The following is a 19,921-nucleotide window of genomic DNA, read 5'->3' on the forward strand; positions in this document are numbered from 1 at the left end:
GCACCCTGCGCCTGTGCGGCGGCCGGGTCAACCTCATGTTGCCGGATGCGCCGAGGCCCGGGATGGTGTGCACCGCCACGGCAACGCGGCACGGCGAATGCACCGGCTGCGCCGCGGGCGGATCCGGCGCAGCCCGGGGCCGCTGGTCAGCGCTCCACCGTCTTGTTCCAGCGTGCGTTCCAGGCCGGCCGGTTGGCGTTGATGCTGTCCCAGTCCACGGTCACGGCGGTTTTCATCCACTTGCTGATGGCGGCCACCTGGGCCACGCCTTCGCCCACCACCGGGGCCTTGGGGTTGGTGGGAATCTGTGCGCCGAACTGCAGCACGTTGGCCTGGGCCTGCGGGCTGAGCAGAAACTCGGTGAGCTTTTGCGCCAGCTCGGGCTCGCTGTTGTTGGCGATCAGGCACTGGCCCACCACCAGCACCACCGAGCCTTCCTTGGGCTGGGCGTATTCCACCGGGATGCCCTTGACCTTGAGCGCCGCCACGGCCGTGGGCGTGAGCGGAAACAGCGCGGCCTCGCCGGTCTGCACCATCTCGCTGATCTTGGCCGAGCTGGGGATGTACTCCAGCACATTGGGGCCGATGCTCTGGCTCCAGGCCTTGAAGCCGGGTTCGACGTTCTTGTCGTTGCCGCCCTGGATGCGGTTGAACATCAGGAAGCCGTGCAGGCCGAAGGTCGACGACGACAGGCTCTGGAACACCACCTTGCCCTTCAGCTTGGGGTCGGCCAGGTCCATCCACGAGCTGGGCGGCGCCCACTTCTTTTCGTCATAAAGCTTCTTGTTGTAGGCCAGTCCGGTCATGCCCAGGCTCACGCCGCTGGCCATGTCGTCCTTGAAGCGGGCCAGGGGGTACAGCTCGTTCAGCGCGGCGCTGGGCCGTTGCTTCTGGCACAGGCCCATGCCGATGGCGCGCATCATCACGCCGTCGTCCAGGAACATCACGTGCATCTGCGGCCGGTCCTTGTTGGCCTGGGCCTTGGCCAGGATGTCGCTGCTGGTGCCGGGCACCACCACCACCTTGGCGTTGTGCAACTTCTCGAAGGCCGGAAACACGTACTGGGTGTACGCCTTCTCCATGGTGCCGCCGTTCATGCCGATGTAGAGCGTGCGGGTTTGCGCGTTGGTGCCGGCGGCGGCCAGGGCCAGCAGGCCGGCGGCGGCCAGGGCCGCCAAGGGGGGGCGACGGGTCATGCTCATCTCCTTCGTTGGGCTACGGGGTCGAAACGGGTGGGGCGCCATCGCGGGCAAAGCGCTGGATCGAGAACGGCGCAATCGGCGTGCTGCTGTGGCCGGTGTGCACCAGCTCGGCCAGCACCTCGCCGGCGGCCGGGCCGATCTGGAAGCCGGCACCGGCAAAGCCGAAGCCGTGAAACAGGCCTGGCGTGGTGCTGCTGGGCCCCAGCACCGGCTGGCGGTCGGGCAGGTAGCCTTCGGTGCCGCTCCAGGTGCGCAATATCTGGGCATGGCGCAGCGGCGGCAGCAGGGCCACCGCCTGCTGCAGCAGGTGGGTGAGGGTGGGGGCCTGCACACGCGTGCGCTGCCCGTCCAGCGCCAGGCCCTGGCCGCCGCCCATCACCACCTGGCCGCTGGGGGTCTGGCGGCAGTAGATGCCGCCGCCTTCCACCCCCAGGCTCCAGGGCAGGAAGGCGGGCAGCGGCTCGCTGACCGCCATGGCCGGGTGGCCGCTGTGCATGGGCACCGGCTCGCCAAAGGCCGCGGCCAGCGCGCCGGCCCAGGCCCCGGCGGTGTTGAGCAGCACCGGTGCGCGCAGCTGCAGCGCCTGGCCGGCGCGCACATGGAACAGCTGGCCGTCGTGCTGCACCTCGTGCACCGGGTGGTGCTCGAGCACCGTGGCGCCGGCGCGTGCGGCGGCACGCGCAAAGGCGGGCGACACCAGGCGCGGGTTGGCCTGGCCGTCCTCGGGGCACAGCGATCCGCCCACGGCCACGCCGCCCAGCCAGCTGCAGCGCGCACGCACCTGGGCGGCCGACAGCAGCTGCAGGCCCAGGTCGAAGTCGCGGCTCAACTCGGCATACGACACCAGCTGCGCCATGTCGGCCGCGCTGCGCGCGATCTTGAAGTGCCCGCTGCGGCGGTACTCGCCGTCCATCCCCAGGCGCTGCGGCAGCTCGGCCCAGATCTGGTGGGCGCGCTGGGCCAGCGGCAGCTGGATCGGCAGCCGGCCCTGGCGGCGCACGCCGCCGTAATTGACGCCGCTGGAGCGCGAGCCGCACAGGTCGCGCTCCAGCAGCACCACGGCGTGGCCCAGCCCGCGCAGGGCCAGCGCGGCCGAGGCGCCGACGATGCCGCCGCCGACGATGACCACGCCGGTGTGCTGAACGCTCATGCCGGCACCCCGGGCGACGGCCGCCGGCGCAGCGGGGCCGGGGTCATGGCCGGTCCCCTGCGTCGCCGCCTCGTGGCGCCGCCGGCTGCATTGCCACCGGCTGCAGCGCCACCGGCACCGGCTTGACCGGCGCCTGGCCACGCAGCCGGCCCACGCTGTGCACCGGCTGGCCGCCGTGCTGGGCCAGCAGCTCGGCCGCCGCGGCTGCGCACAGGCGGCCCTGGCAGCGGCCCATGCCCACGCGGCACAGGGCCTTCAGGCGGTTGAGCTCGCTGGCGCCGGTGTCGCGGGCGGCCTGGCGCAGCTCGCCGGCGGTGATGGCCTCGCAGCGGCAGACCACCGTGTCGTCGCTGGCCTGCGCGGCCCATTGCTGCGGAAACGGGAACGCCTGCTCCAGCCCCTCGCGAAAGCGCGCGGCCCGGGCCAGGCGCTGGTCGAGCCAGTGCGCGCGGCTGGCGTCGACGGCCAGGCCGCGGTCGGCCAGCAGGGCCAGCGCGGCGCGCTCGCCCGCCCACTCGGCCGCGTCGGCGCCCAGGATGCCGGCACCGTCGCCGGCCAGGTACACGCCGGGCACGCTGGCGCGGCCGGCGCCATCGCGCCGCGGCAGCCAGGCCCGGTGCAGCGGCTGCCAGTCGAAGTGGCAGCCCAGCAGGTCGGCCAGCTGGGTTTCGCTGCGCAGGCCGTGGCCCAGGGCCACGCCGTCGCAGGGCGTGGTGTGCTCGTGCGTGCCATCGGTCCAGCGCACGGCGTTCACCGCGCCCGGGCCGCCGGCCTCATCGCCCAGCAGGCGCAGCACGCGCACGCCGCGCCGCACCGCCACACCGGCCGCCATCAGCCGGGCCACGAACCAGGCGCCCTTGGCCAGCACCGCAGGCTGCGAGGCCAGGCGCGGCAGGGCGGCCACCTGGTCGGCCAGGCGGGCGTGTTCGAGCACGGCGGCCACGCGCACGCCGGCCTTCAGGTACTGCCAGGCCACCAGGTACAGCAGCGGGCCGGTGCCGATGAACACCACGCGCCGGCCGATGGCGCAGCCCTGGGCCTTGAGCGCCACCTGGGCACCGCCCAGGCTGAACACGCCGGGCCGTGTCCAGCCGGGCAGCGGCAGCACCCGGTCGGTGGCGCCGGTGGCCAGCAGCAGCTGGCCGTAGGGCTGGTTGTGCGAGCGGGCGCTGGGCCCGTGCAGCAGCGCCAGCGTGCCGCCGTGGGCCGGCGGCTGCGCGTGCCACACCAGCGTGTCGGGGCGGTGATCGACCTGCGGCAGCAGCGCGGCGAGGGCAGCGTGCACGGCGCGCGCACGGCCGGCCTCGAAACCGTAGAGCGCCCGGGCCGTGCGCTCAAAACCCGGCGGCGGCTGGCGGTAGATCTGGCCGCCGCCGCGTGCGGCCTCGTCCACCAGCACCGGCCGCAGGCCGTGGGCCACCAGGGTTTGCGCGGCGCGCACGCCGGCCGGGCCGGCACCCACGATGACGGCGGGGCTCATGCCCAGCCCCCATCGGTGCGCAGGTCCATGCCGGGCGCCACCGGCGTGGTGCAGGCGCGCAGGCGCTGTCCGTCTTGCAGCTGCACCCAGCAGTCCTGGCAGGCACCCATCAGGCAGAAGCCGGCGCGCGCCGTGGCATCGCGCTCGTGCAGGCGCAGCCGGTCGCGCTGCACCAGCACGGCGGTGAGCACGGTGTCGCCGGCCAGGGCCTGCGCCGGTGCGCCGTCGATGCGCAGTTCAACCGGCGCGCGCCGGGTCTCGGCCACCCGGTGCAGCAGCGCGCGGGGCGGGGCAGGCGGCGTCGTCATGCCTTGCCCACCAGCACCCGGTCGAGGCCGTACAGGCGGTCGAGCAGCACCATGGCCAGTGCGGTGACGGCGACCATCAGCGCCGACACCGCGGCCATCAGCGGATCGATCGATTCGGTGGCGTACATGTACATGCGCACCGGCAGCGTCACGGTGCTGGGCGCGGTGACGAAGATGCTCATCGTGACCTCGTCGAAGCTGTTGATGAAGGCCAGCAGCCAGCCGCCCGAGACGCCGGGCAGGATCATCGGCAGCGTGATGCGCCGGAACACCGTGGCCGGGCTGGCGCCCAGGGCCTCGGCCGCCTGCTCGAGGCTGCGGTCAAAGCCCACCAGTGCCGCCAGCACCAGGCGCAGCACATAGGGCGTGACCACCAGCGCATGGGCCAGCACCAGCCAGGCAAAGCTGCCGGTGCCGCCCACCAGGCCGAACAGGCGCAGCAGCGCCACGCCCAGCACCAGGTGGGGCACCACCAGCGGCGACAAAAACAGGCCGTTCAGCGCGTCGCGCCCGGCAAAGCGGTGCCGCGCCAGGGCCAGCCCGGCCGGCACCGCCACCGCGGTGGCCAGCGTGGCCGAGGCCAGGGCCAGCCACAGGCTGTTCCAGAAGCTCTGCACGAAGTCAGGGTGCTCGAACACGGCCTCGAACCAGCGCAGGCTCCAGCGCGTGGTGGGCAGGCTCAGCGTGTTCTCGGGCGTGAAGGCCACGGCGCACACCACCAGCAGCGGCGCCAGCATGAAGGTGATGACCACGGCATTGAAGGCCAGGGCCAGCGGCCCGTTGCGGCGTGCGTGCGGAGTCGACATGCCCATCACCCCAAGGTGCGCCGCGTGCGGCCTTCAACCAGCCGGTTCAGGCTGACCATCACCAGCAGGTTGGCCACCAGCAGCACCAGCGCCACGGCCGCGCCCAGCGGCCAGTTGAGCTCGTGCAGGTACTCGTCGTAGACGATGGTGGCCACCATCTTGAGCCGCCGCCCGCCCAGCAGCCCGGGGATGGCGAAGCTGCTGGCCGACAGGCCGAAGACGATCAGGCTGCCCGACAGCACGCCCGGCAGGATCTGCGGCAGCACCACGCGCCGCAGCACGGTGAAGGGCGAGGCCTGCAGCGACAGCGCCGCGTTTTCCACCTGCGGGTCGAGCCGCTGCAGCGAGGTCCACACCGGGATCACCATGAACGGCAGCATCACGTGCACCAGCGCGATGATCACCGCCCACTCGGTGTACAGCAGGCGCACCGCGCCCAGGCCCAGCGCGCGCAGCGCGGTGTTCACCAGGCCCTCGGGGCCCAGCAGCATGCTCCAGCCGAAGGCCCGCACCACCACGCTGACCAGCAGCGGCGCCAGCACCACCAGCAGCAGGATCGAGCGCCAGGGCTGGGCCATGCGGCTGAGCACGATGGCCTCGGTGGTGCCCACCAGCGCGCACACCAGGGCCACCACGCCCGAGATCCAGAAGGTGCGCCAGAAGATGCCGTGGTAGTAGTCGTCCTGCGCCACCTGCAGGTAGTGCGCCAGCGTGAAGCGGTCGGCCTGCACGCCGGTGGCCACGTCGAACTGGTTGAACGACAGCACCGCGGTCAGCGCCATCGGCACCAGCAGCAGCACCGCAAACAGCAGCAGCGCCGGGCCGGTGAGCAGCCAGGGCCGCAGCGGCGGGCGGTTCATGCCAGCGCGCGCAGGGCGCTGTCAGACCAGTCCAGCCCGCAGGCCTGGCCTTCGGCCAGCGCCTCGCGCCCGTCGTTGGGCACCAGGGCCATCAGCGTGCCGGCCGGCGTGTGCACGGCATACAGCCACTGGCTGCCCAGGAAGTAGCACTCGCGCACCGTGCCGGCCAGCCGCCCGGCGCCGGCCGGCAGCAGGTGCAGCTTCTCGGGGCGCAGCAGCTGGCCTTCCAGCAGGTTGGCCTTGCCGACGAAGCCGGCAATGAAGCTGGATTGCGGGCTGTCGTAGACCGCATGCGGATGGCCGATCTGCTCGGTGCGGCCGGCGCGCATCACCACCACGCGGTCGCTGATCGACAGCGCCTCGTCCTGGTCGTGCGTGACCATCAGCGTGGTGGTGCCCAGCGTGCGCTGGATGCGCCGCAGCTCGAACTGCATCTCCTCGCGCAGGTTCGCGTCGAGGTTGCTCAGCGGCTCGTCGAGCAGCAGCACCGGCGGCTCGATCACCAGCGCACGGGCCAGGGCCACACGCTGGCGCTGGCCACCCGACAGCTCGCGCGGGTAGCGCGTGGCGTGGGCCTGCAGGTGCACCAGATCGAGCACGCGCTGCACCCGCTGCTGGCGCTCGGACGCCGGCACGCGGCGCATCTCGAGCCCGAAGCCGACATTGGCCGCCACGGTCATGTGCGGAAACAGCGCATAGCTCTGGAACACCAGCCCCAGGCCGCGTGTATTGGCCTTGGCATGGGTGATGTCGCGGCCGGCCAGCGTGATCTGCCCGCGGCTCACGGCCTCGAAGCCGGCCACCATCTGCAGCGTGGTGGTCTTGCCGCAGCCCGAGGGCCCGAGCAGCGACACGAACTCGCCCTGCTCGATGGCCAGGTTCATGTCCTGCACGGCGCAGGTGGCGCCGTAGAACTTGGACACGTCGGTGAGGGTGAGGAACGCCATCGCAACCGCCTGTTCCGACGCGCACCAGGAAGGTTCGCCCTGGATGACCAAGCCCGTCGTCGATTCACTCTAATGCAATGCCCGCGCCAGATCGCCTGAGGAATTCCATTAAATAGAATATTTCTCGAAGTTATTCGAATGAATGGAATCTGAGCGCTAAGATCAATGCATCGGATTCCACAGGATGGCGGCATGGACGAGCCCCAGATCTCCACCGGCGGCGTGGCCCGGGTCTTTGCGGTGATCCGCGCCTTGGGCGCGGTGCAGGCTGAGGGCGGCCGGGTCACCCAGCTGGCGCGCAGCGTGGGCCTGACCCACGCCACCACGCACCGTCTGCTGGCGCAGCTGCTGGCCGAGGGCCTGGTCGAGCAGGACGAGCGCAGCAAACGCTACCGCCTGGGCCTGGACTTCTTTGCGCTGGCCGCGCAGGCCGGCAACCCGGGTGATCTGCGCACGCTGGCCCGGCCGGCGCTGCTGCGCCTGTGCGGCAGCCTGGGCGACACCATCTTTCTGCTGGCCCGCAGCGGCTTTGACGCGGTGTGCCTGGACCGCGCCGAGGGCCCGTTCCCGATCCGCAGCTTCACCGGCGATGTGGGCGGGCGCATTGCGCTGGGCGTGGGCCAGGGCGCGCTGGCCATCCTGGCCTTTCTGCCCGAGGCCGAGCGCGAGGAGGTCATCCGCTTCAACCTGGCACGGGTGCGCGAGTACGGGGTCTACGACGAGGTCTACCTGCGCACCGAGATCGAGCGCACCCGTGGCCTGGGTTATGCCGGGCGCAACACCGGCCTGCTGGAAGGCATGGCCGGGGTGGCCGTGCCGGTGCTCGACCGCGAGGGCCGTGCCGTGGCCGCGCTGAGTGTGGGCACCATCAGCGACCGGCTCAACGCCGAGCGCCTGCCCACCGTGGTGGAGCTGCTGCAGCGCGAGGCGCAGGCCTTGTCGCCGCGCCTGCACCCGTTTGACGCCAGCCTGCGCCGGCCGGCGCAAAGCCTGGCCGGTGCCGGGCCCGGCGAAGGCGTGGCGGCCGGGCGCATCGTGCCGGGCGCTCAGGCCGGCCGCTGAGGCCGGCACAGCCCGCGTCGGTTCACGGGGGTACGGCGCCGCCCGATCGGTGCAAACCCGCGGTTAACATCACCGCACCCAGTGCGGTGAATACGATGCAGCCGGCCTGCCAAGGCCGTGGCTGGCACGTGTGGGCTGCCAGGCAGCATGCGGCCACACCGGTGGCCGGCACACCACGGCAAGGGAGCAGGAATCAATGGACGCGATGGGCACGAAGGCCGCGCGGTGGCTGGCGCTGGCCGCCTGGGGCGTGGGTCTGGGCTGGGGTCTGGGGCCTGGCGTGGCGATGGCGGCACAGGCCGCCGCGGCACCACCGCCCTTGAACCAGTTTTTCGAGGAGCCGGTGCTGTCGCAGCCGATGCTGTCGCCCAGCGGGCGCTGGCTGGCGATGCTGTTGCGCGGCTCGAGCGGCACGCCGGGGCTCACCGTCATCGACACCCAGGGCCTCACACCGCCCACGCTGGTGGCGCGCTTCGCCGATGTGCGCATCGACGAAGTGCATTGGCTGGACGACGATCACCTGCTGTTCGACATCGATGTGCGCGAGGGCAGCCGGACCGGCCAGCTGCGCGGTTCGGGCCTGTTCGTCGTCGGGCGTGACGGCGCCGGCCTGAAGCCGCTGGTGCGCATGCGCCAAAAGATGCCCTACATCAGCGGCAAAACGGGCGAGGAGGGCCTGCTGCCGATCAATGCCGTGCTGATGACGGTGCCCGTGGGCGGCGGCAGCGAGGTGATGATGGGCCTGGTGGAATCGCTCGACGACCGGTCGATCAGCGACATCCGGCTGTTCTGGTTCAACCCCCACACCCAGGCGCGCCGCCGCCTGCCGCCGCCGCCCTTCGGCGCGGTGCAGCGCTGGCTGTTCGACCCCGCGGGCGAACCCCGGGTGGCGATCAGCCGCCACAACCACCTGGTGCGCATCCACTGGCGCGCGCCCGGCCAGGACAACTGGGTGCAACTGCTCGAGCACGATGTGCTGACGATGCCGTGGTGGCCGCTGTCCGTGGATGGCAGCGGCACGCTGTGGGTCGAGCGCGGGGGGCGCGGCAACTCAGCGGGCGGCGCTGCCGCTGCCGCGGGCGGCGGCGACCACGCCGACACCAGCGAGCTGGCCAGCTTCGACTTCGCCACAGGGCGGCCGCAGGCCGTGTCCACCGTGGTGGCGCCGGGCTTCGACTTCCATGGCGAGATGGTGATCGATGGCCGCAACGGCCGCGCGCTGGGCGCCCATCTGGTGACCGACGCGGCCACCACGGTGTGGTTCGACCCGGTGTTCCAGGCCCTGCAGGACGAGGTCGACCGCCACCTGCCGGGGCGCGCCAACCGCATCAGCTGCCGCCAATGCGGCAGCGATGCGCAGGTGGTGCTGATCCAGTCGAGCAGCGACACCGACCCCGGCAGCGTCCTGCTGTGGCGTGGCCGCAGCGGCGAACCCAGGCTGCTGGGCCAGCGCTTGCCGGCGGTGTCGCGCCAGCCGCTGGCGCGGCTGGACCTGCACCGCGTCCGCGCCCGCGACGGCCTCGCGCTGCCGGTGTGGCTGACCCAGCCCCTGCCGGCGGCCGACGCGGCGGCATCCGGCCTGCGGCCGGCGGTGGTGCTGGTGCACGGCGGGCCGTGGGTGCGGGGCCGCGAGCTGAACTGGTCGCCGATGCCGCAGTTTCTGGCCTCGCGCGGTTACGTGGTGATCGAGCCCGAGTTCCGTGGCAGCACCGGTTATGGCTGGGGCCACTTCCGGGCCGGCTGGCAGCAATGGGGACAGGCCATGCAGGACGACCTGGCCGATGCGCTGGCCTGGGCCGTGGCCGAGCAGCGGGTCGATCCGCAGCGGGTGTGCATCGCCGGGGGCAGCTATGGCGGCTATGCAGCCCTGATGGGCCCGGTGCGTCACCCCGGGCTGTACCGTTGCGCCGCGGCCTGGATGGCCTTGAGCGACCCGCTGCTGCTGCTGGAAGGCAGCTGGTGGCACGACGATGACACCTCCGCCGACGTGCGCGAACACACCTTGCCGACGCTGGTGGGCGACCCCCGCACCGACCGCGCCAAGCTGACCGCGGTGTCACCGCTGGCGCAGGCGGCGCGCATCGAGGCGCCGCTGTTGCTGGCCGTTGGCGGCAAGGACAAGCGGGTGCCCACGGTGCATGGCACGCGCCTGCGCGATGCACTCGCGGCGGCCGGCCGGCCGCCCGAATGGGTGCAGTACGACGACGAGGCCCATGGCTTCGTGCAGGTGTCGAACCAGCAGGACTTTGCGCGCCGGCTCGAGGCCTTTCTGGGCCGCCATCTGGCCCCGCCGGCCAAGGCGCCCTAGCGCGTGCCGCTGCCCCGGCAATGCTTGCTCAGGCCGTGGCCAGGCGCGCGCCCGGCGCAATGATCGGCGGCGCGGCGTTCAGCGTCTCGATGGCAAAGCCGGCCGCGGCCTTGTAGCGGGCCATGAAGGCCTCGCGCTCGACGGCCGGGATCACCGCGTCGATGTCGTCGAACACGCCGCCGCAGCGCTCGTCCACCAGGCCCAGCAGGCCGAAGGGCCCGGCGCCGCGGTTGCGCAGCACCAGGGCCGAGATGTCGGCACACAGGCGCTGGTCATAGGCGGCCAGCGCGGCCGGGCCCAGGCCATGGGCGATGAGCTCGGCGCCCAGCACGCGCGCGTCGACGATGGCCTGGCTGGCGCCGTTGCTGCCCACCGGGTACATCACATGCGCGGCGTCGCCCAGCAGGGCCACGCGGCCACCGCCGGCGGCATCCACCCAGCTGGGCACCGGGTCGCGGTCGATCATCGGGTACTCGAAGACTTCGGCCGCGCCGCGCAGCAGGGCCGGCACATCCAGCCAGCCGTAGTTCCAGCCCTCGAAGTGGTGGATGAACTCCTCCAGCGCCACCTGGCGGTTCCAGTCGCCCTGGGTCCAGCCCGCGGCGTTGTCCACCGTGATCTCGGCGATCCAGTTGATGGTGGCCAGGCCGGTGGCCGCATCGGCCGGCGAGATGGGGTACAGCACCACGCGGTGGCGCAGCGATCCCAGGCCCACGAAGCTGGCGCCGGTGCGGATGGGCACGCCCGGCGTGGTGCCGCGCCACATGATGGCGCCGCCCCACTGGATGGGCGGCTGCGCGGGGTACATCTGCGCCCGCACGGCCGAGTGCAGGCCATCGGCGGCGATCAGCAGGCTGCCTGGCAGCTCAGTGCGCCGGCCGTCGCGCGATTCGATCAGCGCGGTGACGCCGTGTTCGTCCTGCCGGTAGCCGGCCACGCGCTGGCCCAGGCGCACCGCGTCGGGGCCCAGGCGCTCGCGCACCGCGTGGTACAGCATCATCTGCAGCTGGCCGCGGTGCACGGCGTATTGCGGCCAGCGGTAGCCGGCCAGCAGGCCGCGCGCTTCGCTGTAGACCTCGTGGCCATTGCGGCCCACCAGCGCCCACTCGCGTGCCTGCACGCCGATGCGGTCGAGCACCTCGTTGCCAAAACCCAGCGCATGCAGCTCGCGCACGGCATTGGGCTGCAGGTTGATGCCCACGCCCAGCGGCCTGAGCTCGGGCACGGCCTCCAGCACCACGCAGGGCACGCCGATCTGGTGCAGCGTGAGCGCCAGGCTCATGCCGCCGATGCCGCCGCCGGCGATCAGCACCGGGGCTTTGTCTGTTGGGGTCGCACGGGTCATGGCGGGCGATTGTCGACGACGCCCGGCGGGCCGGCCCGCGCACCCGCGGCGCCGGGGCGCCGGGCGCCAGTCAGCCGCCGGCCAGCTTGGCCTTGCGCCCCTGCGCCTGCAGCCAGGCCAGCACCTTGGCGCGGTGGTCACCCTGGATCTCCAGCGTGCCGTCCTTCACCGCGCCGCCGGCGCCGCAGGCCGTGCGCAGCTGCTTGCCCCACTGGGCCAGCATGTCGGGGGTCAGGTCATCCAGGCCACGCACCACGGTCACGGCCTTGCCGCCGCGGCCCTTGGTCTCGAAGCCCACGCGCACCGTGCCATCGCCGCGCGGCGCGGCGGCCGCGGCCTGGGTCTTGCAGAGGCAGGCGGCCAGTGGCTGGCGGCAGGCCGGGCACATGGCGCCGGCCTCGGTGGAATAGACCAGGCCGCCGCTGCCGGCCGTCTTGAGCTTCATCGAGGGCATGGGGGTGATTGTGCGTGGCACCCACGGCCGGGCTTTGCATGGCCGGCCGCTTCGGCAGGCGTTCGCCAGTGCGCAGGCACTGGCTCACGTCCAGCCTCAGCCCTGCAGGCTCTCCGTCATGCGCTGGCAGTAGGCCTGCAGCTGCTCGGGCAGGTCGGTGGGGCACACGCCGCAGGCGCGGTTGCCGGGCACGGCGTGGTCGATGAACTTGGGGTAGGGCAGGTTCAGTCCGGCCATGATCTGCTCGAACTCGTGCAGCGCCTTGCCGCCACCCAGGCGCGGGTTGCGCGCCTTCTCCTGGCCCACTGACGACACCCGGCGGCCCTGGTAGTCGTGCCCCGGGTACACCAGCTGCTCGTCGGGCAGGGTGAACAGGCGGGTGGTCACGCTGCGGTACAGATCGGCGGCGCTGCCGCCCTGAAAGTCGGTGCGGCCGCAGCCGTCGATCAGCAGCGCGTCGCCGGTGAACACGCGCTCGCCCAGCACGTAGGCATGGTGGCCGCTGGTGTGGCCGGGCGTGTGCAGCGCCTCGATCAACAGGCTGCCCACGCGCAGCGGCACGCCTTCGGCCACGCCGATGTCGGCGCAGGGCAGGGCGTCGATGGCCGGTGCGGCAATGCGGCAGCCGGTGTGCTCGCGCAGGTGCAGCGCGCCGGTGATGTGGTCGGCATGCAGGTGGGTGTCGAGCGTGAGCGCCAGGCGCAGGCCCAGGCCATGCACCGCCGCCAGGTCGCGCTCGATGCTGTTGACCACCGGGTCGATCAGCAGTGCCTGGCCGGTGGCCTCGCAACCCAGCAGGTAGGTGTAGGTGGACGACAGGGGTTCGAACAGCTGGCGAAAGATCATGCCTGCCTCCGGCGGTGGGCTGGCGTTGATTCTGGCAGGCGGCGCGCCGCTTTCAGCCCAGCTCGCGGCTGGCCAGCGCCGCCGCGGCGGCGCGAGTCTCCACACCCAGCTTCTCGAACACGTGCTCGAGGTGCTTGTTCACGGTGCGCGGGCTCATGCCCAGGATGTCGGCCACGTCGCGGTTGGTCTTGCCCTTGGCCACCCACGACAGCACCTCGGTCTCGCGCGGCGTGAGCGCGGCGCTGGCCAGGCGCGAGGGCGTGGCCTCGCCGGCGGCCTGCGGGCTCAGCAGCCACATCGCCTCGCCCATGCCGATGCGGCCCACGCGCCGGGCCACCAGCTGGCGGCCATCGGGCAGCGGGCGGCGCAGCAGCGGTGGCGGTGTCGATGGTGCCGGTGCTGGTGCTGGTGCCGGTATGGGGGCCGGTGTTGACGGCCCGTTGGGCCCCGCCTCGTCCGGCGGCTCGGCTTCGGCCAGCCAGCGCGCGGCGGCGGCCGTGGCGTCGGTGCCGGCAAAGGCCTCGGCCAGCCAGCGCTGGGCCTGCGGCGATTGCCAGGCCAGGCGGCCGCGGCCATCCACCACCAGCACGCCGTGGCCGCCCACGTCCACCGCCTCGCGCGCCAGGCGCACCGCGCGGGCATTGCGCATGTGGGTGGCCAGGCGCACCTGCACCTCCTGCGCGCGCACTGGCTTGACCACGTAGTCCACGCCGCCGGCGTCAAAGCCTTCGACGATGTGCGCCGTCTCCGACAGCCCGGTCATGAAGATGATCGGGATGTGCTGCCAGGCGGCGTGGGCCTTGATGGCGCGGCAGGTGTCAAAGCCCGACAGGCCGGGCATCAGCGCGTCCATCAGGATGGCGTCGGGCGTCACCAGGTCCAGGCGCTGCAGCGCGGCCTCGCCGCTGTGTGCCACCAGCACGGTGCTGCCCTCGGCCTCCAGCGCCTGGGCCAGCGCGCCCAGGGTCTGCGGCTGGTCGTCCACCAGCAGCACGATGGTCATGGCCGCTCCGCGCGCGACGGGCAGGCCGCGCCCGCTTCGGCCGGGTCATGGCCAGGCTTCAGCGCGGCCAGCAGCGCCGCGAAGTCAAAGCGCTCGACCAGCGCGCGCAGCGCTTCGGCCTGCGCCGCGCAGGCCGGGTGCTCGCTGGCCAGTTGCGACAGTGCCTGCTGCAGGCCCTGCGCATGGCCCAGGTGCGCCAGGCGGGTGAGCGTGGCGGCGTACTCGTCGGGCAGCGGCGAGGTGGTCGTGGCCGTGGTCGTGCCCGTGGCCGTGCCCGTGGCCGTGGGTGGGGGCTCGGGCGCAGCCCAGCCGGGCAGGGTGAGCTCGGCCACCCATTCGAGCTGCAGGTGCTTTTGCAGCGCGGCCAGCAGCTGGCTCTCGATCACCGGCTTGTCGACGAAGGCCTGCGCGCCGGCGTCGGCCAGCTTGTCGGGCCGGTTCTCGAAGGCATTGGCCGAGACCATGATGATGGGCACATCGGGCCGCGCCGACAGGCTGCCGGCGCGCAGCCGGCGCGCGGTGTCCCAGCCGTCCATGTCGTCCATGCTGATGTCCAGCAGCACGGCATCGGGCACCTGGTGCAGCACGCTTTCCAGGCATTCGTGGCCGGTGCCGGCCTCGCGGATCTGGAAGCCCAGCGGCAGCAGCATGCCGGCCAGCATCTGGCGCTGGGTGGGGTGGTCGTCCACCACCAGCAGGCTGCGGCGCGGGCCGATGTAGCCGGTCACCGGCCGGTGCGTGGCCAGGGCCAGCGTCTCGCGGGCCGGTGGCGCGGCGATTTCACTGAGGTACAGGCGCACGGTGAAGGTGCTGCCCACGCCGGGCGTGCTGTCGACCGTGAGCTCGCCGCCCATCAGCTGGGTGAGCAGGTGGGTGATGGTCAGGCCCAGGCCGGTGCCGGGGTCGCCGCTGCGGCGGCCGGCGCTGCCGCGCTCGAAGGGCATGAAGATGCGCTCGAGGTCTTGCGCGGCGATGCCGATGCCGGTGTCGATGACCTGCAGGCGCGCCACCTCGCGGGTGTGGTCCAGGCGCAGCGTGATGCGGCCCTGGTCGGTGAAGCGCACCGCATTGCCCAGCAGATTGATCAGGATCTGGCGCAGGCGCTTGGCATCGGCGCGGATGTAGGTGGGCAGGCGGCCCTCGGTCTCGAGCGTGAACTGCAGGCGCTTGGCCGCGGCCTGCGGCTGCACCATGCGCACCAGGTCGTCGAGAAACTCGCGCATCGGCAGCGGCGCGGGGTCCAGCCGCAGGCGGCCGGCCTCGATGCGGGCCAGGTCGAGCAGGCCGTCGATCAGCGCATGCAGGTGCTCGCCGCTGCGGTGGATGGTGGCCACCGCGCGGCGCGGCGCGTCGGGCACGCGCTCGTCCTTCAGCAGGATCTGCGCATAGCCCAGGATGCTGTTGAGCGGCGTGCGCAGCTCGTGGGTGATGCCGGCCACGTAGCGGGTCTTGGCCTGGTTGGCCGATTCGGCCTGCTCCTTGGCCGCCTGCAGCGCGGCATCGGTGCGGCGGTGGGCCTCGATCTCGCGCAGCAGCAGCTGGTTCTGGCGGCTGGACTCGTCTTCGGCCATGTGCCGGCTCTCGCTGCCCAGCACCATCCACCAGGCGCCCACCGCGGCGGCCAGGCTCAGCAGCGCAAAGGCCTTGAGAAAGGGCGTGCGCAGCGCCTCGCCAAGGGCCGGGTTCACGCCCGACTGCTGGGCCCACACCACAGCCAGGATCACCGCCATCAGCGCCAGCAGCGACACGCTCACCACCAGGTAGTGCGCCACGCGAAAGTTGATGCGCCGCGCCAGCCTGGGCGGCAGCAGCGCGGCCAGCGCCGCATGCACCTGCTCGGCGGTGCGGGCGTCGCTCTTGCAGCGGTCGTGGCAGCGCGATTCGAGGGTGCAGCACAGCGAGCAGATCGGCGCGCCGTAGGCCGGGCACCAGGCCATGTCGTCCGACTCGAACGGGTTCTCGCACACCGAGCACACCACCGTCTCGCCCGGGCGCCACACCGGCGCCTCGTGGCGCGCCAGGTAGTAGCGGCCCTTCGTCCACCAGGCCAGCAGCGGCGAGATGAGCATGGCCGCCAGCAGCGCGATGAAGGGCGCATAGGCCTGCGCCAGCACGCCCAGCACGCCGGCATAGGCCACCACCGCCAGCGTGGCGGCGCTGAGCATGGCGCCCAGGCCCACCGGGTTGATGTCATACAGGTAGGCGCGGCGGAACTCGATGTGCTTCGGGCTCCAGCCCATGGGCTTGTTGATCACCAGGTCGGCCACCAGCGCGCCGACCCAGGCGATGGCCACGTTGCTGTACAGGCCCAGCACGTGTTCGAGCGCCTCGAACACGCCCAGCGTCATCAGCAGCACGGCAATCGCCACGTTGAACACCAGCCACACCACCCGGCCGGGGTGGCTGTGGGTCAGCCGGGCGAAGAAGTTGCTCCAGGCCAGCGAGCCGGCATAAGCATTGGTGAGGTTGATCTTGACCTGCGAGACGATCACGAACAGCACCGTGGCCGCCAGCACCCAGCCGGCCGAGGGCAGCACATAGGCAAAGCCGGCCAGGTACATCTGGGTGGGATCGACCGCCTTGTCCACCGGCAGCTGCTGCTGCAGCACCAGAAAGGCCAGAAACGCGCCGCCCAGCATCTTGAGCATGCCCGGCAGGATCCAGCCCGGCCCGGCCACCAGCACCGCGGTCCACCAGCGGCGCGCGTTTTCGGGCGTTTTCTCGGGCAGGAAGCGCAGGTAGTCGACCTGCTCGCCGATCTGCACCACCAGCGAGAAGGCCACCGTGGCCGCCGCGCCGAACATCACCGCATCAAAGCCCGCCGAGCCCGACACGCGCCCGGCCAGCGTGGTGAACTCGGCAAAGCGCTCGGGCTCCTGCCAGGCCACAAACAGGTAGGGCAGCACCAGCATGCCCAGCCACAGCGGCTGGGTCCACAGCTGCAGCCGGCTGATCAGCGTGATGCCGTGCATCACCAGCGGCACCACGCCCAGCGAGGCCACCAGGTAGCACAGCGGCAACGGCCAGTCGGTGGCCATCTGCAGCGCCAGCGCCAGGATCGCCGCCTCGAGCGCGAAGAAGATGAAGGTGAAGCTGGCGTACACCAGCGAGGTGAGCGTGCTGCCGAGGTAGCCGAAGCCGGCGCCGCGGGTCAGCAGGTCCATGTCGAGGCCGTAGCGTGCGGCATACACGCTGATCGGCAGGCCGGTGAGAAAGGTGATCAGCCCGACCACCAGGATGGCCCACAGCGCATTGGTGAAGCCGTAGCTCAGCGCGATGGCGCCGCCGATGGCCTCGAGCGCCAGAAAGCTGGTGGCCCCGAAGGCGGTGTTGGCCACGCGCGCCTCGCTCCACTTGCGGAAGTGGCGCGGCGTGTAGCGCAGCGCGTAGTCCTCCAGCGTCTCGTTGGCCACCCAGCTGTTGTAGTCGCGGCGGATGCGGAAGATCTTCTGCTGGGCGATGGCCAAGGCCGGCATCCTGTGGGTGGCGAAACGGGGCAGCCCGATGACTTGCAAGAAGCAGTCCCGCCCTGCGTACAGGCTGGCCCTGCGTTGAATGACGTATTCGGTCTGCGCAGCGTCGCACCTACCGTTGCATGCATGCCGCCGATGCCACCCGATGCCCTGGGTTGGTGCCCGGCGCCCCTGTTTGTCCACCGTCAGGAGATGCCCGTGTCGCAACGTGAAGATGATCTGAAGTCGGCCCAGCGCCGCAAGCTGCTGCAGGGCGCTGCCGCACTGCCGCTGGCCGGCGTGCCGGCCTGGGCCGCGGCCCAGCAGTTCCCCACCGCCAAGGTCAACACCACCAAGCTGGCGATCACCGACACCGAGGTGATCGTGGGCCAGCTGCACTCGGCCACCGGCACCATGGCCATCAGCGAGACCGGCTCGATCCAGGCCGAGCAGCTGGCGATCGACCAGATCAACGCCATGGGCGGCATCCTGGGCCGCAAGATCAAGGTCATCAAGGAAGACGGCGCCAGCGACTGGCCGACCTTTGCCGAGAAGAGCAAGAAGCTGCTCGTCAACGACAAGGTGGCGGCCGTGTTCGGCTGCTGGACCAGCGCCTCGCGCAAGGCCGTGCTGCCGGTGTTCGAGAAGGAGAACGGCCTGCTGTACTACCCGACCTTCTACGAGGGCCTGGAGCAGAGCAAGAACGTGATCTACACCGGCCAGGAGGCCACGCAGCAGATCCTGTACGGCCTGGACTGGGCGCAAAAGGAGAAGAAGGCCAAGAGCTTCTTCCTGATCGGCAGCGACTACATCTGGCCGCGCACCTCGATGAAGATCGCGCGCAAGCACATCGAGAACTTCCAGAAGGGCAAGGTCGTCGGCGAGGAGTACTACCCGCTGGGCAGCACCAACTTCGGCAGCCTGATGAACAAGATCAAGGTGCAAAAGCCCGACTGCATCTTCACCGCCGTGGTGGGCGGCAGCAATGTGGCCTTCTACAAGGCGCTGAAGGCCGCCGGCATCACCGGCGACAAGCAGCTGCTGCTGACCCTGAGCGTCACCGAGGACGAGATGACCGGCGTGGGCGGCGAGAACTTTGCCGGCTTCTACTCGTCGATGAAGTACTTCCAGAGCCTGGACAACGCCAACAACAAGGCCTTCGTGGCGGCCTTCAAGGGCAAGTACGGCAAGGACGCGGTGATCGGCGACGTGACCCAGGCCGGCTACCTGGGCCCCTGGCTGTGGAAGGCCGCGGTCGAGAAGGCCGGCAGCTTCGATGTGGACAAGGTGGTGGCCGCCAGCGAGACCGGCATCGAGCTGAAGACCGCGCCCGAGGGCTATGTGAAGCTCGACAAGAACCACCACCTGTGGAGCAAGTCGCGCATCGCCATGGGCATGCCCGACGCCACGTTCAAGGTGGTGTCGGAGTCGCCCGAGCTGATCAAGCCGGACCCCTTCCCCAAAGGCTATCAGTAACCCCCCTCCGAAGCGGCCTGGCGGCCGCCTCCCCCCAGGGGGCCACGCCAGTGGACCGGCGAAGCCGGCTCCACGGCGCGCGCTGGACGAGGGCCTCGCCTGACGGCGTTGGCCCGTCCGCTGCCGTGCCATTCAAGCCACGAACCCAGGTGCGCCCATGACCTTCTCCGAAATGCTGAACATCGGCCTGATGCAGGGCTTCGCGGGCCTGAGCCTGTTTGCCGTGCTGCTGATGATGGGCCTGGGCCTGGCCATCATCTTTGGCCAGATGGGCGTGATCAACATGGCGCATGGCGAGTTCATGACCATTGGCGCCTACACCATCTACCTGGGCTCGACGCTGGCCGAGAAGATCTCGCCGCAGATGACGGCGGCCTACTTTCCGCTGGCCATCATGGCCGCCTTCGTGTTTGCCTTTGCCGCCGGCTGGCTGGTGGAATGGGCGCTGATCCGCCATCTCTACAAGCGCCCGCTCGACACCCTGCTGGCCACCTGGGGCCTGAGCCTGGCGATGCAGCAGTGCTTTCGCAGCTTCATTGGCCCCAAGGAGGTGAGCCCCACGCTGCCCGAGTGGCTGATGGGCTCGTGGGCGCCGGCGCCGGGCCTGGACATCCCGATCAACGGCCTGTTCGTGCTGGCGCTCACCACCTTCACCACCATCGGCGTGCTGATCGCGCTGGCCAAGAGCCGCTGGGGCCTGCGCGTGCGCGCCACGGTCAGCAACCGGCAGATGGCCAATGCCATCGGCATCGACACCATGCGCACCGACCGGCTCACCTTCGCCATCGGCTGCGGAATTGCCGGCATGGCCGGTGCGGCCTTCACCACCATCGGCTCCACCGGCCCGACCTCGGGCTCGCTGTACATCGTCGACTCGTTCCTGGTCGTCACCTTCGGCGGCGCGGCCAGCCTGCTGGGCACGGTGGTCTCGGCCTTCGGCATTGCGCAGACGCAGTCGATCACCGAGTTCTTCCTGGCCGGCTCGATGGCCAAGGTGATCACGCTGTCGCTGATCGTGCTGATCCTGATGATCCGTCCGCAAGGCCTGTTCGCGTCAAAAGTGCGTCGCTGAGAGCCAGGCATCTTCCTGCTGCGCGAACCGATCTCGCGCCTGCGGTGCTCGCCGTACGGGTGTACGGCTGCGCGCCTCAACGCAAGCTCGGTCCGCTCGCGACGGAACCTGCCTGACTCTCAAACCCTGTCGTTGATCTCCGAAAGCACA

At 71.3% G+C, this 19,921-nt stretch carries 16 protein-coding genes; 4 read left to right on the plus strand and 12 right to left on the minus strand.

The annotated features are described in order from the left end of the window. Positions 1 to 146 precede the first annotated feature (146 nt). The 7 genes from N4G63_RS22340 to N4G63_RS22370 are packed head-to-tail and all read right to left on the minus strand — an operon-like array spanning position 147 to position 6,753. Positions 147 to 1,202, minus strand: coding sequence for an ABC transporter substrate-binding protein (locus tag N4G63_RS22340; protein ID WP_443112098.1), 1,056 nt, complete (start codon positions 1,200 to 1,202; stop codon positions 147 to 149). 13 nt (positions 1,203 to 1,215) lie between these two features. Continuing rightward, complete coding sequence (locus tag N4G63_RS22345; RefSeq protein ID WP_260789827.1) at positions 1,216 to 2,352, minus strand: NAD(P)/FAD-dependent oxidoreductase; 1,137 nt, start codon at positions 2,350 to 2,352, stop codon at positions 1,216 to 1,218. A gap of 43 nt (positions 2,353 to 2,395) precedes the next feature. Beyond that, positions 2,396 to 3,832, minus strand: coding sequence for an FAD-dependent oxidoreductase (locus tag N4G63_RS22350; RefSeq protein WP_260789828.1), 1,437 nt, complete (start codon positions 3,830 to 3,832; stop codon positions 2,396 to 2,398). Continuing rightward, positions 3,829 to 4,140: a (2Fe-2S)-binding protein gene (locus tag N4G63_RS22355; protein WP_260789829.1), complete on the minus strand. Its 312-nt coding sequence runs from the start codon at positions 4,138 to 4,140 to the stop codon at positions 3,829 to 3,831. The genes N4G63_RS22350 and N4G63_RS22355 overlap by 4 nt, the downstream gene beginning before the upstream one ends. Beyond that, entirely contained in the window at positions 4,137 to 4,946 is an 810-nt protein-coding gene (locus tag N4G63_RS22360) for an ABC transporter permease (protein WP_260789830.1), read from the minus strand. The genes N4G63_RS22355 and N4G63_RS22360 overlap by 4 nt, the downstream gene beginning before the upstream one ends. Before the next feature lie 5 nt (positions 4,947 to 4,951). Beyond that, a complete protein-coding gene (locus N4G63_RS22365) occupies positions 4,952 to 5,806 on the minus strand; it encodes an ABC transporter permease (RefSeq protein ID WP_314600324.1) in 855 nt (284 codons plus the stop codon). Then, positions 5,803 to 6,753 carry an ABC transporter ATP-binding protein gene (locus N4G63_RS22370; RefSeq protein ID WP_260789831.1) on the minus strand — a complete coding sequence of 317 codons (951 nt, stop codon included), beginning with the start codon at positions 6,751 to 6,753 and terminating at the stop codon, positions 5,803 to 5,805. Before N4G63_RS22370 ends, N4G63_RS22365 begins: the two co-directional genes overlap by 4 nt. Before the next feature lie 192 nt (positions 6,754 to 6,945). Between N4G63_RS22370 and N4G63_RS22375 the strand changes: the two genes are divergently transcribed. Together N4G63_RS22375 and N4G63_RS22380 are read left to right on the plus strand one after the other, a co-directional pair. Further along, the gene (locus N4G63_RS22375; RefSeq protein ID WP_260789832.1) at positions 6,946 to 7,815 is read left to right on the plus strand and encodes an IclR family transcriptional regulator; all 870 of its coding nucleotides are present in this window, start codon (positions 6,946 to 6,948) and stop codon (positions 7,813 to 7,815) included. A 205-nt stretch (positions 7,816 to 8,020) separates the two neighbouring features. Then, positions 8,021 to 10,123, plus strand: coding sequence for an alpha/beta hydrolase family protein (locus tag N4G63_RS22380; RefSeq protein ID WP_314600325.1), 2,103 nt, complete (start codon positions 8,021 to 8,023; stop codon positions 10,121 to 10,123). A gap of 28 nt (positions 10,124 to 10,151) precedes the next feature. Here N4G63_RS22380 and N4G63_RS22385 read toward each other — a convergent pair whose 3' ends face one another. The 5 genes from N4G63_RS22385 to N4G63_RS22405 all read right to left on the minus strand — a co-directional run bounded on the left by N4G63_RS22385 (position 10,152) and on the right by N4G63_RS22405 (position 17,247). Further along, on the minus strand, positions 10,152 to 11,468 hold the full coding sequence (locus N4G63_RS22385; RefSeq protein ID WP_260789836.1) for a flavin-dependent oxidoreductase: 1,317 nt from the start codon (positions 11,466 to 11,468) through the stop codon (positions 10,152 to 10,154). A 70-nt stretch (positions 11,469 to 11,538) separates the two neighbouring features. Further along, positions 11,539 to 11,922, minus strand: a complete 384-nt coding sequence (locus N4G63_RS22390) for an SUI1 family translation initiation factor (protein ID WP_260789837.1) — start codon at positions 11,920 to 11,922, stop codon at positions 11,539 to 11,541. A gap of 96 nt (positions 11,923 to 12,018) precedes the next feature. Next, a complete protein-coding gene (locus N4G63_RS22395) occupies positions 12,019 to 12,768 on the minus strand; it encodes an MBL fold metallo-hydrolase (RefSeq protein ID WP_260789838.1) in 750 nt (249 codons plus the stop codon). 52 nt (positions 12,769 to 12,820) lie between these two features. Then, positions 12,821 to 13,771 carry a response regulator gene (locus N4G63_RS22400; protein WP_260789839.1) on the minus strand — a complete coding sequence of 317 codons (951 nt, stop codon included), beginning with the start codon at positions 13,769 to 13,771 and terminating at the stop codon, positions 12,821 to 12,823. Continuing rightward, positions 13,768 to 17,247, minus strand: a complete 3,480-nt coding sequence (locus N4G63_RS22405) for a hybrid sensor histidine kinase/response regulator (protein WP_443112099.1) — start codon at positions 17,245 to 17,247, stop codon at positions 13,768 to 13,770. The genes N4G63_RS22400 and N4G63_RS22405 overlap by 4 nt, the downstream gene beginning before the upstream one ends. Before the next feature lie 216 nt (positions 17,248 to 17,463). On the opposite strand from N4G63_RS22405, the gene urtA reads away from it, so the two are divergent. Together urtA and urtB are read left to right on the plus strand one after the other, a co-directional pair. Continuing rightward, the gene (urtA, locus tag N4G63_RS22410) at positions 17,464 to 18,699 is read left to right on the plus strand and encodes an urea ABC transporter substrate-binding protein (RefSeq protein WP_443112104.1); all 1,236 of its coding nucleotides are present in this window, start codon (positions 17,464 to 17,466) and stop codon (positions 18,697 to 18,699) included. Between the two features lie 157 nt (positions 18,700 to 18,856). Continuing rightward, positions 18,857 to 19,771 carry an urea ABC transporter permease subunit UrtB gene (gene urtB, locus N4G63_RS22415; protein WP_260789842.1) on the plus strand — a complete coding sequence of 305 codons (915 nt, stop codon included), beginning with the start codon at positions 18,857 to 18,859 and terminating at the stop codon, positions 19,769 to 19,771. The last annotated feature ends 150 nt before the right edge of the window (positions 19,772 to 19,921 follow it).

Origin of the sequence: Aquabacterium sp. OR-4 (assembly GCF_025290835.2) — a bacterium.
Classification (GTDB): Bacteria; Pseudomonadota; Gammaproteobacteria; order Burkholderiales; family Burkholderiaceae_C; genus Pseudaquabacterium.

Coding starts and splice junctions, on each gene's coding strand:
- N4G63_RS22340 (WP_443112098.1), bottom strand. CDS start 1,202: ATGAGCATGACCCGTCGCCCCCCCTTGGCGGCCCTGGCCGCCGCCGGC.
- N4G63_RS22345 (WP_260789827.1), bottom strand. CDS start 2,352: ATGAGCGTTCAGCACACCGGCGTGGTCATCGTCGGCGGCGGCATCGTC.
- N4G63_RS22350 (WP_260789828.1), bottom strand. CDS start 3,832: ATGAGCCCCGCCGTCATCGTGGGTGCCGGCCCGGCCGGCGTGCGCGCC.
- N4G63_RS22355 (WP_260789829.1), bottom strand. CDS start 4,140: ATGACGACGCCGCCTGCCCCGCCCCGCGCGCTGCTGCACCGGGTGGCC.
- N4G63_RS22360 (WP_260789830.1), bottom strand. CDS start 4,946: ATGTCGACTCCGCACGCACGCCGCAACGGGCCGCTGGCCCTGGCCTTC.
- N4G63_RS22365 (WP_314600324.1), bottom strand. CDS start 5,806: ATGAACCGCCCGCCGCTGCGGCCCTGGCTGCTCACCGGCCCGGCGCTG.
- N4G63_RS22370 (WP_260789831.1), bottom strand. CDS start 6,753: ATGGCGTTCCTCACCCTCACCGACGTGTCCAAGTTCTACGGCGCCACC.
- N4G63_RS22375 (WP_260789832.1), top strand. CDS start 6,946: ATGGACGAGCCCCAGATCTCCACCGGCGGCGTGGCCCGGGTCTTTGCG.
- N4G63_RS22380 (WP_314600325.1), top strand. CDS start 8,021: ATGGGCACGAAGGCCGCGCGGTGGCTGGCGCTGGCCGCCTGGGGCGTG.
- N4G63_RS22385 (WP_260789836.1), bottom strand. CDS start 11,468: ATGACCCGTGCGACCCCAACAGACAAAGCCCCGGTGCTGATCGCCGGC.
- N4G63_RS22390 (WP_260789837.1), bottom strand. CDS start 11,922: ATGCCCTCGATGAAGCTCAAGACGGCCGGCAGCGGCGGCCTGGTCTAT.
- N4G63_RS22395 (WP_260789838.1), bottom strand. CDS start 12,768: ATGATCTTTCGCCAGCTGTTCGAACCCCTGTCGTCCACCTACACCTAC.
- N4G63_RS22400 (WP_260789839.1), bottom strand. CDS start 13,771: ATGACCATCGTGCTGCTGGTGGACGACCAGCCGCAGACCCTGGGCGCG.
- N4G63_RS22405 (WP_443112099.1), bottom strand. CDS start 17,247: ATGCCGGCCTTGGCCATCGCCCAGCAGAAGATCTTCCGCATCCGCCGC.
- urtB (WP_260789842.1), top strand. CDS start 18,857: ATGACCTTCTCCGAAATGCTGAACATCGGCCTGATGCAGGGCTTCGCG.